Annotated in this window: 12 protein-coding genes; 2 read left to right on the forward strand and 10 right to left on the reverse strand. The window is 67.5% G+C overall.

Going from position 1 to position 15364, the window contains the following annotated elements:
• Positions 1–9: 9 nt before the first annotated feature.
• Positions 10–894, reverse strand: a complete 885-nt coding sequence (locus ACSVDM_RS13375) for an oxygenase MpaB family protein (protein ID WP_439265074.1) — start codon at positions 892–894, stop codon at positions 10–12.
• Between the two features lie 131 nt (positions 895–1025).
• On the opposite strand from ACSVDM_RS13375, the gene ACSVDM_RS13380 reads away from it, so the two are divergent.
• The gene (locus ACSVDM_RS13380; protein WP_439265075.1) at positions 1026–1370 is read left to right on the forward strand and encodes a hypothetical protein; all 345 of its coding nucleotides are present in this window, start codon (positions 1026–1028) and stop codon (positions 1368–1370) included.
• A gap of 80 nt (positions 1371–1450) precedes the next feature.
• Here the strand turns inward: ACSVDM_RS13380 and ACSVDM_RS13385 are convergent, their stop codons facing one another.
• The 6 genes from ACSVDM_RS13385 to ACSVDM_RS13410 form a co-directional block, all read right to left on the reverse strand.
• Positions 1451–2098, reverse strand: coding sequence for a maleylpyruvate isomerase family mycothiol-dependent enzyme (locus ACSVDM_RS13385; protein ID WP_439265077.1), 648 nt, complete (start codon positions 2096–2098; stop codon positions 1451–1453).
• A gap of 95 nt (positions 2099–2193) precedes the next feature.
• On the reverse strand, positions 2194–3357 hold the full coding sequence (locus ACSVDM_RS13390) for an NADH:flavin oxidoreductase (RefSeq protein ID WP_439265079.1): 1164 nt from the start codon (positions 3355–3357) through the stop codon (positions 2194–2196).
• A 69-nt stretch (positions 3358–3426) separates the two neighbouring features.
• Positions 3427–4182 (reverse strand): respiratory nitrate reductase subunit gamma, encoded by a 756-nt coding sequence (narI, locus tag ACSVDM_RS13395; protein WP_067491549.1) that lies wholly within the window; start codon positions 4180–4182, stop codon positions 3427–3429.
• Positions 4179–4859, reverse strand: a complete 681-nt coding sequence (gene narJ, locus ACSVDM_RS13400; protein ID WP_439265080.1) for a nitrate reductase molybdenum cofactor assembly chaperone — start codon at positions 4857–4859, stop codon at positions 4179–4181. The genes narI and narJ overlap by 4 nt, the downstream gene beginning before the upstream one ends.
• Complete coding sequence (narH, locus tag ACSVDM_RS13405) at positions 4856–6550, reverse strand: nitrate reductase subunit beta (protein WP_439265122.1); 1695 nt, start codon at positions 6548–6550, stop codon at positions 4856–4858. Before narH ends, narJ begins: the two co-directional genes overlap by 4 nt.
• Positions 6551–6560: 10 nt before the next feature.
• Positions 6561–10271: a nitrate reductase subunit alpha gene (locus ACSVDM_RS13410; protein ID WP_439265082.1), complete on the reverse strand. Its 3711-nt coding sequence runs from the start codon at positions 10269–10271 to the stop codon at positions 6561–6563.
• Between the two features lie 427 nt (positions 10272–10698).
• Between ACSVDM_RS13410 and ACSVDM_RS13415 the strand changes: the two genes are divergently transcribed.
• Positions 10699–12243 (forward strand): alanine/glycine:cation symporter family protein, encoded by a 1545-nt coding sequence (locus ACSVDM_RS13415; protein ID WP_439265084.1) that lies wholly within the window; start codon positions 10699–10701, stop codon positions 12241–12243.
• 60 nt (positions 12244–12303) lie between these two features.
• Here the strand turns inward: ACSVDM_RS13415 and mtnC are convergent, their stop codons facing one another.
• The 3 genes from mtnC to mtnA are packed head-to-tail and all read right to left on the reverse strand — an operon-like array spanning position 12304 to position 15346.
• On the reverse strand, positions 12304–13002 hold the full coding sequence (gene mtnC / locus ACSVDM_RS13420) for an acireductone synthase (RefSeq protein ID WP_439265086.1): 699 nt from the start codon (positions 13000–13002) through the stop codon (positions 12304–12306).
• Complete coding sequence (locus ACSVDM_RS13425) at positions 12999–13568, reverse strand: 1,2-dihydroxy-3-keto-5-methylthiopentene dioxygenase (protein ID WP_067491561.1); 570 nt, start codon at positions 13566–13568, stop codon at positions 12999–13001. Before ACSVDM_RS13425 ends, mtnC begins: the two co-directional genes overlap by 4 nt.
• A complete protein-coding gene (gene mtnA / locus ACSVDM_RS13430) occupies positions 13565–15346 on the reverse strand; it encodes an S-methyl-5-thioribose-1-phosphate isomerase (RefSeq protein ID WP_439265088.1) in 1782 nt (593 codons plus the stop codon). Before mtnA ends, ACSVDM_RS13425 begins: the two co-directional genes overlap by 4 nt.
• Between the last annotated feature and the right edge of the window lie 18 nt (positions 15347–15364).

Here is a 15364-nt window from a genome sequence, read left to right on the forward strand (position 1 = left end):
TCACCGTACTCAGACGAGCGGGCGCCCGAGCCGGTGGCGTCGGCGCATGTCCCAGAGCACCGTCGAGTACGGGAACAGCCGCGCGCGCACGGGCAGCCGCCCGTAGACGGCGCCGATGGCGCGGAACAGGATCCGGTGCCGTCGTTCCTGTGCGTCGGTCCACGGCAGGTAGAGCTGGGCGCGCATGGGTTCGGGCAGCAGACCGATCACGACGAAGCGGTGGAAGTCCGCGAGGCGGCGTGGCCGCGGCACATTGCGCAACCCGATCAGCTTGCGCAGGTATTCGGCGACCACGTCATCGATCCGCATGGTCGCCAGCCCGGCTTCGAAGTAGCGTTCGAACTCGTCCAGGTCGGCGGGCCACATGCCGGGTCGCATCTGCAGGCCGGTGCCGAATTTGGCGCCGTACTGGACGAAGACCTCCTTGGTGTCGCGGTCCAGCGGGCCGTACAGCCGTTCGTGGAGATCGAGGACACCCCAGCACAGGCAGACCGCCACCCACTTCTGCAGCTCGGGATCGAAGGCGTTGTACGCGACCGCGGCACCCGGAGCCGAGCGGACATGGCGATGAACGCTGCCGACCGCCTCGCGATAGATGGTGCGGTCGTCCTCGGTGCCGAGCATCGCCACCGCGATGTAGGTCAGCGTGGTGCGCAGGCGTTTCCACGGGTGCACATCGGCGCGGCCCGACTCGACCGTGCTCTCGACGACGCCGTAGCCGACGGGCCGGTTCGCGAGCTGCACGATGACGTTCGCGCCCGCTCCCGCGAAGGCGCCGATGCCGTCGAGGAACTGCTCGATCCGAAAATCGTCGACCGTGCCGTATCGGCACCGCAGAACGCCGCCGTGGTCGCCCGCGGTGGTCGGTACGGGCCCAGTTGAAGCTTCGCGCATGGTCCTGCGTCTCCTTGTCCGGACAGCTACTGAGTCGATGATACGTTGAGAAGATCTTCATCAAATCAACTCAGGCGGTCGCCGTGCAAGACTCGGTCCATGAGTCGTGTGTACAGGCGAGAGGACTCGACATGTCGGATGTGAAACGGATCAGCTGGGGCAAACCCCGTAAGCCGACCGACGCCGACCGCGATGCTCTGCGCGCGGAGCTGCTCGCGAGAGCCCGCGCGGTCCGCGCCGACGGCTGGGCAACCCACCGCGACCAGTGGCCGGACGGTCAGATCGCCACTGTTGCCTACCTCCTCGGCGACACCGACGTCCTCGCCGAACTCGAGGAGTCCGAGGGGACGGTTCTCAGCCGCTACGCCGCCGAACTCTTCGGCTTCCACGGCGGCCGCAAGGACATCGAAGCGGGCCTGGTCGGCACCCAGGCCTGGTTCGACACCGTTCGCAAAGCTCTGGGCGCCGGAGCCTGACATCCTGCCCCGGGGACGAAAGCGCGAACGTAGCTGTGTCGGAGGACAGGCCGGTCGTCTCGGCCGGGAGGTGCCTGGATTCAGTTCTCGTTGCCGGTGATGCGGTCGCGCAGCGTGGGGAGGCCGGGGCCGGTGAGGTCGCCGCAGTAGGTGACTCGGCTCGCCATCGCCATGGTCAGTGCGATCGTCGTTCCGCGGACCAGTGGTCCGGTGCCATGGGTGAAGGGACCATCGGTCGCCTCCAGGCGAAGGCCTTCGATGAGCGTGCGACTGGGGACGGTGAAGTCGCGCCCGGCGAAGAATTCGGCGACGGCGGTGGTCGCCTCGATCGACGGCGTGGTGGTGAATCCGAGGGGGCGGCGGATGTCCTGGGCATGGACCACGACTTCCCCGAGCCATGCGGCTGTATCGCCCGACGGTGCGGTGGTGCTGTCGACGATCGCCCGGAATCGGTCGAGGGTTTCGGCCGATGTCGTCCCGAGGTGTTCGGCCTTGCGCCGCTCGTTGTGCTTGTCGAAGTCGAAGCGCGCACCGAGAACGCTCACCAGCCAGCGCATCCGGCCGGTACTCGCACCGGCCGTGAGGTGCGCGACCACGTCTTCGACGGTCCACGCACCGCACAGCGACGGCGAACTCCACTGATCGTCGTCGAGGCGGGCGAGGTCGTCCGCGAGAGCGGCGCGTTCGGCGTGCGTCAGCGCCCACAGCGCGGCACGGGAATCGGGCACGTGAAACCTCCGTGGCACCCTCGATCACCGGGCGCCGTGGTGCCGAGCCGACGTCCCATGATGCAGACGACGTGAACCCCGCGAATTGATCGGTGTCAGGGGGTTCGCAGCACGCAGCGGGTCTTCGAGTAGATGGTCGGCACACACTCGTTGCAATGCGTGCACAGCGACGGTGTCGCCCGGTCGGACTGCCAGCGGCGGACGAGATCGGGTTCGCGGAGCAGGGCCCGGCCCATCGCGACGAAATCGAAGCCCTCGGTGCGGGCCTGTTCGGCACCCGCCAGGTCGGTGATACCGCCGAGCAGGATCAGCGGCATCGTCAGCTCCGCCCGGAAGCGCCGCGCCTTGTCGAGCAGATAGCCTGGGCGATAAGGGTATTCGCGCAAGAACTTGCCGCCGACGAGCTGGAAACCCCAGCGCACCGGAATCGGCAGGGCGCGGGCGAAGTTCCGGCGCGGCGCGTCGCCACGGAAGATGGCCATCGGGTTGAGCAGGGAGCTACCCGCGGTGAGTTCGATGGCGTCGACGGCGCCGTCGTCCTGCAACCAGCGCGCCACCCGCAGCGACTCCTCGATCGAGAAACCGCCGCGCACACCGTCTTCCATGGTGAGTTTGGCGGTGACCGCCATGTCGTCGCCCGCCGCGTCGCGCACGGCGCGCACCAGTTCCCGCGCCACCCGTGCCCGGTTCGCCAGGGAACCGCCGTATTCGTCGCGGCGCCGGTTCAGCAGCGGACTCAGGAAGGCGCTGGCCAGGTAGTTGTGGCCCAGGTGCACCTCGACGGCGTCGAACCCGGACTCCCGTGCCAACCGGGCCGCGAGCGCGTGCGCTTCGACCACCTCGGCGATGGCGAGTGCGTCGGGCACCTTGGTGAACCGCATCCCGAGCGGATTGAACATCCGACTCGGCGCCAGCGCGGGCGCCCGGTTCGACCGCGCGTTCGCCACCGGTCCCGCGTGCCCGAGCTGCGCGCTCACCGCCGCGCCCTCGGCGTGTACGGCATCGGTGAGCCGCCGCAGCCCAGGCACGGCCTCCGGCCGCATCCAGATCTGATGCCGATCCGTCCGCCCACCCGGTGCGACCGCGCAATAGGCGACCGTCGTCATTCCGACCCCACCGGCGGCGACCTCGCGATGGAACTCCACCAGGTCGTCGGTGACCAGCGCGTCCGGGGTGCGTCCCTCGAAGGTGGCCGCCTTGAGCACGCGGTTGCGCAGGGTGAGGGGACCGAGACGGGCGGGCGCGAGGACATCGCTCATTCCCGAAGTGAAACACGTTTCAATTACGGACCGCAACGGTATCGCCCGCTCACCGGGCGAAAAGCTGACTTACCAGCGATCGGGAGTCACCGGGGCGTCCCAGGCCTTGGCGAAACGGGTCTTGTCCTTGGTGTCCACTTCCTTGCGCCGGTACACGATGTACGGGCGGGTGAGGTACCCGATGGGCGCGCTGAACATGTGCACCAGCCGGGTGTACGGCCAGGCCGCGACCAGGGCGAGCACCACCAGTCCGTGCAGCTGGAAGGTCCACGGGACGCCGACCATCAGCCCCGGCTCCGGGTCGATGGTGAACAGGCTGCGGAACCACGGCGACACGGTGTCGCGGTAGTTGTAGGTGCCCCACAGCAGGTTCGAGCCCCAGGTGTTGAGCAGCCCGGTGACCAGCGCCAACGTGAGCAGCGTGTACATCATGATGTCGTTGCGGCTGGTCGCCTTGCGCACGGCGGGCACGACGATGCGGCGGTAACACAGGATGGCGACTCCGGCCACCACCATCAGGCCCGCGACGGAACCCGCGCCGACCGCGACCAGGTGATAGGTGTGCTCGGAGATCCCGAGCGCCGCCGTCCACGACTGCGGAATCAGCAGGCCCATCACATGCCCGCCGAACACCCCGAGCATGCCGAAGTGGAACAGCGGACTGCCCAGCTGCAGCAGCTTGGACTCGTAGATCTGCGAGGACCTCGTGGTCCACCCGAACTGGTCGAACCGGTAGCGCCAGACATGGCCCAGCACAAAGGAAGTCGCGGCGATGTAGGGCAGGATCAGCCACAGGCCTTCGGGGAGCGGAATGGTGGCGTTCATCGGCGTCCTTCTGTGGCGTCGAAGAGGGCGGGGTCCATGGCGAAGGGTTCCAGGCCGACCTCTTCCTCGGGCGGGCCCTGGGCGGCGAGTTCGGCGATACGGCGGCGGTCGGCGGTGGTCACCGGTGGCAGGGTCGCCAGGACGGCCGCGAGGACACCCGAGTACGGGGAGTTGTTGTCTCCCAGTGACAACCGGAGCAGCTCCAGGACCGGCACGTGTTCGCCGAGCAGGCGTTCGCCGCCGATCGGGTCGACGGTGGCGGCGAACTCGAGCAGCACCGGCAGGTGGTCGGGCAGTTCCTCGTCGCCGAGTTCGGCACCGGCCTGGCGGTAGGCGTGCTTGAAACGCAGCAGTGCCATGCCGCGTTTGCGGGTGTCGCCGTAGGCGTAGAACGTCAGGTGCAGGCTGGCGCGGCGGCGCATGTCGAAGGTCTCGACATAGCTCTGGGCGACCTCGATGTCCGGGGTGCCGCGCAGGTAGGCGAGTACCGGCTCGAAATGAGTGCGCACCTCGTCGGGCAATTGTGCTGCGGCGGAGGACAGTTGGCCGAGCAGGGCAAGGGTCTGTTCGCCGGGATAGTCAAGCAATAGCGCGGCCAGGCGCCAGACCATGCGACGCTCGTGCTCGGCCAAAGCGAGGACGGGCTCGGGTCGCCGCCGGATGGAGAGCAGACTCATTGCGGCACCCCGCTGACGGCCGGGTCGGTGGTGGCGGCGCCGTTGCCTCCACCACCGGATCCGGCGCCGTTGCCGGTGTGACCGTTGCCGTTGCTGTTGCCGTTGTCGCTGCCGGGCAGCAGGCCCGCGGTGGAGCGACCGTCCCAGTTGAGCAGGTTGATCCGCCCCGACTTCTCCTCCGGTGCCGCCTGATTCGTGTCGGCGAGGGAGAACTTCTCCACCACCTGGTCGAACGCCGTCATACCCGGCCCGCCGTCGGTGTCGAGACTGCACCCGGTGGCCAGCGAATCCAGCTCGTGCGCACGGGAAGTCGCGCCGGAGGGGATCACATAGCGGTGCTCGTACTTGGCGATGGCGAGCAACCGGTACATCGCCTCGATCTCCTCGGGCTCGAGCCCGATCGAGGGCGCGATACCCGAATCGGGTTCCTCACCGAGGTTCACCGACCGCATGAAAGCCCGCATACCGGCCAGCCTTTGCAGCGACGCGCGCACCGGACCGATCTCACCGGCGGTGAACAGCTCCGCCAGGTAGCCGATCGGAATGCGCAGGGCATCGATGGCGCCGAACAGGTTGCGCGCGTCCTCGCCGTCGTGGCCGGTCTCGGTGAGCACATCCACCACGGGCGAGAGCGGCGGCACGTACCAGACCATCGGCATGGTGCGGTATTCCGGATGCAGCGGCAGCGCGAGCTGGTAGTCGACGATCAGCTTGTACACCGGCGAATCCTGCGCGGCGGCAATCCATTCCGGCGAGATACCGGCCTTCTCCGCCTCGGCGATCACGCGCGGGTCGTGCGGGTTGAGGAATACACCGAGCTGGGAGGTGTACAGATCCTGCGGGTCGGTGACCTGCGCCGCCTCGAGCACCGCGTCCGCGTCGTACAGCATCACACCGATGTAGCGCAGCCGGCCCACACAGGTTTCCGAGCACACGGTCGGGATACCGACCTCCACGCGCGGGTAGCAGAAGGTGCACTTCTCCGCCTTGCCCGTCTTGTGGTTGAAGTAGATCTTCTTGTATGGGCAGCCGGTGATGCACTGGCGCCAGCCACGGCACTTGTCCTGGTCGACGAGCACGATGCCGTCTTCCTCGCGCTTGTAGATCGCGCCCGACGGGCACGACGCGGCACACGAGGGATTGAGGCAGTGCTCGCAGATGCGCGGCAGGTAGAACATGAAGGTCTCTTCGAACTCCAGTTTCACCTTGTCCTCGAGCTTGCCGAGCAAGGGGTCCTTGCCGACCTGCTCGGGGCCCGAACCCAGGTCGTCGTCCCAGTTCGCACCCCAGGTGACCTTGGTGTCCTCGCCGGTGATCAGCGACTTCGGCCGCGCGACCGGAGTGGTGTCCGTGGGCGGCGACGACAGCAGGTTGTCGTAGTCGTAGCTCCACGGCTCGTAGTAGTCGTCGACCGTCGGCAGATCGGGGTTGGCGAAGATGTTCATCAACCGCTTGAACCGCGACCCCGACTTCAGGGTGAGCTTGCCGCGCTTGTTGAGCGTCCAGCCACCCTTCCACTTCTCCTGGTCCTCGTACTGGCGCGGATAGCCCTGTCCCGGACGGGTTTCCACATTGTTGAACCAGACGTATTCGGTGCCACCGCGATTGGTCCACGCCTGTTTGCAGGTGACCGAGCAGGTGTGGCAGCCGATGCACTTGTCCAGGTTCATGACCATGGCGAGCTGAGCCATAACGCGCATGTCAGTACTCCACGTTCTGGTTGCGGCGGCGAATGGTGGTGACCTCGTCGCGCTGGTTTCCGGTGGGGCCGTGGTAATTCAGCGCGAACGACTGCTGGGCGTAGCCGCCGATCAGGTGCGAGGGCTTGATCAGCACCCGGGTGAGTGCGTTGTGGATACCGCCGCGCTTGCCCTTGGCTTCGGAGGTGGTGTCCTCGGCGCCCTCGATGCGCGGCACGTCGACCGCGCGGTCCTGGGCGTGGTACATGAACACCGTGCCCTCGGGCATGCGGTGCGAGACGATCGCGCGGGCCACGACCACACCGTTGCGGTTGATCGCCTCGATCCAGTCGTTGTCGGCCACACCGATCTTCTTGGCATCCACATCCGACATCCAGATGGTCTGACCGCCACGCGAGAGCGTGAGCATGTGCAGGTTGTCCTGGTAGGCCGAGTGGATGGACCACTTCGAGTGCGGGGTCAGGTAGCGCACGGTGAGCCCGTTGCCGCTCACATTGCCGATGCTCGGCTCCGCGAACAGCGCCGACATGTCCAGCGGTGGACGGAAGATCGGCAGTTGCTCACCGAGTTCGATCATCCAGTCGTGGTCGAGGTAGAAGTGCTGACGCCCGGTGAGGGTGTGCCACGGCTTGAGCCGCTCCACATTGATGGTGAACGGCGAGTACCGGCGCCCGCCGCTCTCGCTACCCGACCACTCCGGCGAGGTGATCACCGGAACGGGCCGCGCCTGGGTGTCGGCGAAGGTGATCTGCTTGCCCTCGGCCTCGGCGGCGAGGTCGGCGAGTTTCGTACCGGTGCGGCGTTCGAGCTGGTGGAATCCCTCGACCGCGAGACGGCCGTTGGTCGTCCCCGACAGCGCGAGAATCGTCTCGGCGGCGAAGGTGTCCTTGGCCAGCGACGGCCGCCCGGCCGCAATCCCCGACACCACGGTGCCGTTCTTGCCCGCGAGGTATTCCACCTCTTTGTCCGGGTAGGTCGTGATGCCCTTGGTGGTCACGCCGAGCGTGTCGACCAGCGGGCCGAGCGCCGCGAGCTTCTCGGCGATCTTGGTGTAGTCGCGTTCGATCTCGACGATCTTGGGCATGGTCTTGCCCGGAATCGGTTCGCACTCACCGGCTTTCCAGTCCAGCACCTTGCCGCCCGCCTGCGCCAGCGCATCCGGCGAGTCGTGCTGCAACGGCACCGCGACGATGTCTTTCCTTGTGCCGAGGTGCTTTTCGGCCAGCCAGGAGAATCCGCGCGCGATGCGGTGGAACGCCTCGAAGTCGGTCTTGGCCTCCCACGGCGGGGAGATGGCGGGGGAGAAGGCGTGCACGAAGGGGTGCATGTCGGTGGAGGACAGGTCGTGCTTCTCGTACCAGGTGGCGGCGGGCAGCACGATGTCGGCGAACAGGGTGGTGCTGGTCATGCGGAAGTCAAGGGCCAGCAGCAGGTCCAGCTTGCCCTCGGCGCCTTCCTCCCGCCATTCCAGTTCCTGCGGGCGCACGCCGGTGGCGTCGGTGGTCTGCAGGTTGGAGCCGCAGCCGAGCAGATGCTTCTGGAAGTACTCGTTGCCCTTGCCCGAGGAGCCGAGCAGGTTTGCCCGCCACACGGTGAGCACGCGCGGGAAGTTCTCGGGGGCGTCGGGGTCTTCGCAGGCGAAACGCAGGTCACCGGACTTGAGGCCGTCGACCACGTGCTCACCGGGTGTCTTACCCGCGGCGGCCGCTTCGTCGGCCATGTCCAGTGGGTTGCGGTTGAACGTCGGGTAGCTCGGCATCCAGCCGAGACGACTCGCCAGCGCGATGTTGTCGGCGGCGGTACGACCGGCGAACTTGCCCTTGCCGAGCGGGGACGCGAACGAGTCCGAGGTGAACGGGTCGTAGCGCCACTGGTCGTTGGTCAGGTACCAGAACACGGTGCCCTGCATCTGACGCGGCGGGCGCTGCCAGTCGCTCGCCGAAGCCAAGGTGGCCCAACCTGTTACCGGTCGGCACTTCTCCTGGCCGACGTAATGCGCCCAGCCGCCGCCGTTCTTGCCCTGGCAGCCGGTGAGCAGCGTGAGGGTGAAGAACGCGCGGTAGATCTGATCGGAGTGGAACCAGTGGTTGGTGCCCGCGCCCATCAGGATCATCGAGCGGCCACCGGAACGTTCGGCGTTGTCGGCGAATTCGCGGCCGATGCGCGCGGCCTGCACGGCGGGCACGCCGGTGATGGTTTCCTGCCAGGCCGGGGTGTAGGGCGACTCGGCGTCGTCGTAACCCTTGGCCCACTCGCCGGGCAGGCCGTCACGGCCGAGGCCGTACTGGGCGAGAAGCAGGTCGAAGACGGTGGTGACCCGTTTGCCCGCAACGGTTTTCGTCGGCACGCCGCGGATGATGGGTGCGGCGGTGTCGGTGTCGAAGCGGGGCAGCGCAATGGTGGTCGGCGCCTCGTCGGAATGGCCGAGCAGGGTGAGCAGCGGGTCGACCCCTTCGAGGTCGAGATTCCACTTGCCCGCGTCGGCCTCGTTGAAGCGGTGGCCAAGAGAACCGTTGGGCACCACCGGGTTTCCGGCCTGATCGAGCAGTACCGGCTTGTGTGCGGCGTTCTCGTCGGTGTGGCCCAGATCGGCCGCCGTCAGGAACTTGCCGGGAAGAGCGCCGCCCTGATCCGCCGCCTCGTCGAGACAGATCAGGTACGGCAAATCGGTGTAGGACTTGATGTAGTCCAGGAACATCGGAGTCTGCTTCTCGAGGAAGAACTCCTTGAGCACCACGTGCCCCATCGCCATCGCCAGCGCCGCGTCGGTACCGGGGCGTGCGGCCACCCACTCGTCGGCGAACTTGGTGTTGTCGGCGTAGTCGGGAGAGACCACCACGACCTTCTGGCCGCGATACCGCGCCTCGGTCATGTAGTGCGCGTCGGGGGTGCGGGTCACCGGGACGTTGGAACCCCACATGATGAGGTACCCCGCGTCGAACCAGTCGGCCGACTCCGGCACGTCGGTCTGGTCACCGAACACCTGCGGCGAGGCCACCGGCAGGTCGGCGTACCAGTCGTAGAACGAGAGCATGTAGCCGCCGAGCAGCGACACGAAACGGGCGCCCGTGGCGTGGCTGACCATCGACATCGCCGGAATCGGCGAGAACCCGGCGACGCGGTCGGGGCCGTACTGCTTGATCGTGTAAACATGTGCGGCAGCGGCGATTTCAGCCGCCTCCCACCACTCGGCGCGCACGAACCCGCCCTTGCCGCGGGCGTTCTTGTACGCCTTGGCCTTGACCGGATCCTCGACGATCGACTCCCAGGCCAGCACCGGGTCCTTCAGCTCGGCCTTGGCCTTGCGGTACAGATCGAGCAGGGTGCCGCGCACATACGGGTAGCGCACGCGGGCGGGGGAGTAGGTGTACCAGGAGAACGAGGCGCCACGTGGGCAGCCGCGCGGTTCGTACTCGGGCTTGTCCGAGCCCACCGAGGGGTAGTCGGTCTGCTGGGACTCCCAGGTGATCACGCCGTCCTTGACGTAGATCTTCCACGAGCACGAACCGGTGCAGTTCACGCCGTGGGTGGAGCGCACCACCTTGTCGTGCGACCACCGGTCGCGGTAGAACGCGTCGGCATCGCGCCCACCGACCTTGAACACCGACCGCTGATCCGCGGAAACCTCACCGCGCTGAAAGTACTTTCCGAGCGTCAGCAGACTGTCACCGAAATCGGTGGGCGACGGACCATGAGTGCGCGAATTAACCACGACGCCCCCTTCGAGCTTGTGAAATCGGGCTGTTGAGGCCAACTGTAAGGAGGCGATCCCGCCGGTCAAAACGAACTTCTCACACCCCGGATCGGGCCTTTGTGCGTTGTGAGGTGGGCGAAATGTGCTGGTCACCCCCGTAACCCGACGCTCACCCACCACACCCGCCACGACCAGGGGAAACCCCCACCCGACCGGCCTTTCCCGACGCTCGCGAGGCGGTTCGGCACCGCCGCGGTGATGCTTCGGAAACGACGGGTTCTCGGACGGTTTACATTTGTTTACACACCCACAGTGACCTGCGTCGCTTCGATCCACGCCCGAGAGCGGGGCGGGCGGGCGAACAATATGTACTCAGCTAACCAGCGGTTACCGGACATGCGATCATGTCTGGCGTCCATCGATGGCTATCAGGGAGTACGAGCGAGTGGCTGAGTTCTTGACCACGATCAACGGTTATATCTGGAGCAACTCGTTGATCTATCTGTGCTTGGCCGCGGGGGTGTACTTCTCGATCCGCTCCAGGTTCGTCCAGGTCCGCCAGATCCCGGAGATGGTGCGGCTGTTGTTGCGCGGCGAGAAGTCCGCCGCGGGCGTGTCGTCGTTCCAGGCGCTGGCGATGTCGCTGTCGGGGCGGATCGGCACCGGCAATATCGCGGGCGTCGCCACCGCCATCGCCTTCGGCGGCCCGGGTGCGCTGTTCTGGATGTGGGCAGTGGCCTTCCTCGGCGCCTCCACCTCCTTCGTCGAGTGCACCCTCGGCCAGATCTACAAGACCCGCGACCCGCTCACCGGTGAGTACCGTGGCGGGCCCGCCTACTACTTCCACCGGGCGATGTCGCACACCAAGGCCGCCCCACTGTTCAACGTCTACGCGGTGATCTTCGCCGCCGTGACGGTGCTGGCCTGCGGTCTGCTCATGCCGAGCGTGCAGTCCAACTCCATGGCGGCCGCGATGAACCAGGCCTGGGGTGTGTCGGAATGGGTGGTCGCCCTCGGCACCGTGATCGTGCTCGCGTTCGTCATCATCGGTGGCGTCAAGCGCATCGCCGCCTTCGCGGCGGTCGTCGTGCCGTTCATGGCGGTGGGCTACATCCTGATCTCCATGGTCATCGTGTTCGCCAACGCCGGCCAGATCCCGGAGATCCTCGCCCTGGTGGTGCGCAGCGCCCTCGGCGCCGACGCGGCGTTCGGCGCGATCATCGGCGCGGCCGTGATGTGGGGCGTCAAGCGCGGTGTGTACTCCAACGAGGCAGGTCAGGGCACCGGCCCGCACTCGGCGGCCGCCGCCGAGGTGTCCCACCCCGCCAAGCAGGGTCTGGTGCAGGCCTTCGCCGTGTACATCGACACCCTGTTCGTGTGCACCGCCACCGGTCTGCTGATCCTGTCGACCGGCGCCTACCGGGTCTTCGAGGGTGAGTCCGCCGACGGCAAGGTGCTGGCCGACGGTGGAGTGCTGCCGTCGGACGCCGCGGTCGGCCCCGCCTACGCCCAGCACGCGGTCGACACCCTGTGGGGCGGTTTCGGCTCGACCTTCGTCGCGATCTCGCTGGCGTTCTTCTGCCTGACCACGATCATCGCCTATTACTACATGGCCGACACCAACCTGCGCTTCCTGGTCGGCAAGGCCGCGGCCAAGCCGGTCCCCGTCATCCGCGGCACGGTCGGCGCCAACACCACGCTGGTCCTGCAGGCCCTCATCCTGGTGTCGGTCGCCGTCGGCGCGCTGTCGACGGCCACCGACGCCTGGACCCTCGGCGACATCGGCGTCGGCCTGATGGCCTGGCTCAACATCATCGGCATCATCATCATCCAGCAGCCCGCCTACAAGGCCCTGCGTGATTACGAGAAGCAGAAGAAGGAAGGCAAGGACCCGGTCTTCGATCCGAAGGCACTGGGTATCCGCAACGCCACCTTCTGGGAGACCTACGAACCGGAAACTGAACGCGAAAAGGTCACTGTCGGCAAGTGATTCGGCGCGCCGAGGTCCACACCAGGACCTCGGCGCGTCTTTTCTTGTGCTCGCCGCGGCCTACTGTTCGGTCAGCGCGGCAGGGTCGATCTCCGCGAACGATCCGACCCACTTGTGCGGTGGGCGTGGGGGATTCGGTTCGCCGGGGCGGTGGACGCCGACCACGTGCCAGCCTGCGGTGACCGCGGCGTCGAGTTCGTCCGGGTGATCGGAGAGGAACAGGGTTTCACGCGGGGCGACGCCGATGCGGGTGGTGATGGTGTCGTAGGAGGACGGTTCGCGTTTGGGGCCGGCGTTCACCAGGTCGAAGTGATCGGTGATGAGGGGTGAGAGGTCGCCGGGGTCGGCGTAGGTGAACCAATCCTGTTGGTTGCGTACGGATCCGGAGGAATAGATGTAGAGGGTGTGGCCTGCGCCGTGCCAGGCGCGCAGGGCGGGGGCGACGTCGTCGAAGAAGCGGCCGTGTAAGTCGCCTGCGCGGAAGCCCTCCGCACAGATGGCGCCCTGGGCGGCTTTCAGCGGCTCGGCCTTCACATCGGAATGCAGCCAGCCGGTGAGGATCTCGGCGATCCGTGCGGTATCGGCGGTCGCCTCGCCGGACAGTTCCCGGGTGGCGGCGATCACGGATCCGGCTGCGCCGGTGACATTCTCGGCCAGCCAGGCGGGCAGATGCTGCTCGGTGTAGCCGTACAGGTCGGTGCGTACCGAATCGGTGGGGCTGGTGGTGCCCTCGATATCGAGGACGATCGCGCGGATCACGCGAGCAGCTCGTCCAGGGTGGGGAAACCGGCGCTGATCTTGTCGCCGGTGAAGTCGCCGATCCAGCCGTCGGCCTCCTCGAAGAAGCGGATGGCGACGAAATCGGGGCGGGGGCCCATGTCGAACCAGTGCAGGGTGCCCGCGGGCACCGAAAGCAGGTCGCCCGCCTCGCACACCGTGGCCAGCACCGCGTCGTCGATGTGCAGGTAGAAGCAGCCGCGACCGGCGGCGAAGAAACGCACCTCGTCCTCGGCGTGCCGGTGCTCGTCGAGGAACTTGGTGCGCGCACCCGCCGCAGTGGCGGGCCAGTCGGGGTTGTCGTCGTCGGGGTGGATGCGGGCGATATCGATGTGCTCGTAGCGACCCGACGCGTTCAGTTCGGCGATCCGCGGCGCGTAATGGGCGAGCAGGGTGTCGGAGTCGGTGGTCGCGGCGTCGGGGAGCACCTCCCAGCGGGAGAAGGCGATGCCGTGCTTCGACAGCTCGGCACCGATCTCGGCGGTATCGGTGGTCCGCACCCGGACATCGGCGGCATTGTCGGCCGCCATCACTTGCAGCAGGGTCATCTCGGTCCGATCTCGAAAGGAGTGGCGTCGGTACGTCCGGTGCGGGCGATCAACTCGCACAGTGCTTCCAGGCATTCGGCGCGATCACGCGCCTGAGCAAGAGTGTCACCCCAGGCGGTGATGCCGTGCCCGGTGATGAACAGAATCGGTGCGGCACCGGGATTCTCGCGCAGGTAGTACTCGATGTCGGCCCCGATACGCGCGACGTCGGGCCAGTTCGCGAACACCGGAACATACACGGTCGACGGATCGTCGAGCCCGAAACCCTTGATGAGTTCGTACCCGCTGACCCGCACGGTGTCACCCGGCCGGGCGGTGGTCGCCAGGGCGGTGGCGAACGGTGAGTGCACGTGCACGACGGCACCGGCATCGCGCGTGCGGTACACGGCGGTGTGAATGCTGGTCTCGGCGGAGGGTTTTCGGTCCTGACCCGGGTACACGGTGGTGTCGGCCACGCGGACGCGCACCGCATCGCGCTCGGTCAGTTCGCCTTTCGACAATCCGCTGGCGGTGATCAGCGCATCGTCGCTCCCGGATCGCACCGAGATGTTGCCTGCCGTACCGGGCATCCAGCCGCGCTCGTAGAGCTGACGAGCGACGGCGGCGAGCGCGCGTCCGGCCATGTCGCTCGCCGAGCTCGCGGCGCGGCCGTTCCCGTCGAAGGTGTCCGCGTTGCGGTAGACCACACCGTTCTCCGTGACCACCGCGGTGACCAGGTCGGCCGGTGTCACATCGAAGGCCGGGTTGAACACGGCGGTGCCTGCCGGTGCGGCCTCCACCCCACCGAACCCGGTGACCTCCGCGGCGGCCCGCTGTTCGACGACGATCTGCGCGCCGGTCGCCATCGCGGTATCGCGGGTGGACTCCGGGGCGACGACGATGAACGGGATGCCGTGATGACGCGCCGCAAGGGCAAGACCGAAGGTGCCGATCTTGTTGGCGACATCGCCGTTGGCGGTGATCCGGTCGGCGCCCACGAGCACCGCGTCCACCTGGCCCGTCGCCATCGCCCACGCGGCGGCCGAGTCGATGGTGAGCCGGTGCGGGATGCCCGCCTCGGCCAGCTCCCACGCGGTGAGCCGCGCACCCTGCAGCAGCGGCCGGGTCTCGTCCACGATCACATCGGTGACCACACCGCGCTCGTGCAGCACCCGCAGCGCGCCGATGGCCGTACCCACCGCGCTGGTGGCCAGACGCCCGGTGTTGCAGTGCGTGAGCAGGCGAAGCGGCCGGTCACCACAGAGCTGCTGCACCAGGTCGGCGGCGTGGGTGGCGGCCGCCAGGTTGACCCGGCCGTCCTCGGCGAGCATGTCGAGGGTTTCGGCCAGTACGGCGTCGGCACCTTCGGGAATCCGTGCCCGCACCCGCTCGACCGCCCATGCCAGATTGACGGCGGTGGGTCGCGCCGCCGCGATTCGATCCGCCTCGGCTTCCACCGCCGCCATGTCGACCACTTCGCCGCCCGAATGTCCGGCTCGCACTGCTTCGCGCGAGACGGCCGCGCTGCGCTGTCCTACCTGCTCAGCGGCCCCGCAGCCATGTTCGGCGACGGCCTCGGTGGCGGCGTCGACGACCTTCGTGTGAGCGCGGGTCGCGATGACCACGCCGAACGCCCCCGCGATCCCGATGGCGGGCGCACCACGGATGGCGAGCGTGGTGATGGCGTCGATCACCTGATCGACGGTCGTCAACCGCAGCTCACGCACCTCGTGCGGCAGCCCGCGCTGGTCGATGGTGACGAGCGCACCGTCGTCCCAGGTCAGGGAACTGTCGTCCATCGGGGTGTCCTCACTGCG

Source organism: Nocardia sp. JW2 (assembly GCF_051843015.1).
GTDB classification, from domain to species: Bacteria; Actinomycetota; Actinomycetes; order Mycobacteriales; family Mycobacteriaceae; genus Nocardia; species Nocardia coubleae.

Excerpts from the sequence above, each read along its gene's own strand:
- ACSVDM_RS13375 (WP_439265074.1), bottom strand. The coding sequence starts at position 894 with ATGCGCGAAGCTTCAACTGGGCCCGTACCGACCACCGCGGGCGACCAC.
- ACSVDM_RS13380 (WP_439265075.1), top strand. The coding sequence starts at position 1,026 with ATGTCGGATGTGAAACGGATCAGCTGGGGCAAACCCCGTAAGCCGACC.
- ACSVDM_RS13390 (WP_439265079.1), bottom strand. The coding sequence starts at position 3,357 with ATGAGCGATGTCCTCGCGCCCGCCCGTCTCGGTCCCCTCACCCTGCGC.
- narI (WP_067491549.1), bottom strand. The coding sequence starts at position 4,182 with ATGAACGCCACCATTCCGCTCCCCGAAGGCCTGTGGCTGATCCTGCCC.
- narJ (WP_439265080.1), bottom strand. The coding sequence starts at position 4,859 with ATGAGTCTGCTCTCCATCCGGCGGCGACCCGAGCCCGTCCTCGCTTTG.
- narH (WP_439265122.1), bottom strand. The coding sequence starts at position 6,550 with ATGGCTCAGCTCGCCATGGTCATGAACCTGGACAAGTGCATCGGCTGC.
- ACSVDM_RS13425 (WP_067491561.1), bottom strand. The coding sequence starts at position 13,568 with ATGACCCTGCTGCAAGTGATGGCGGCCGACAATGCCGCCGATGTCCGG.
- mtnA (WP_439265088.1), bottom strand. The coding sequence starts at position 15,346 with ATGGACGACAGTTCCCTGACCTGGGACGACGGTGCGCTCGTCACCATC.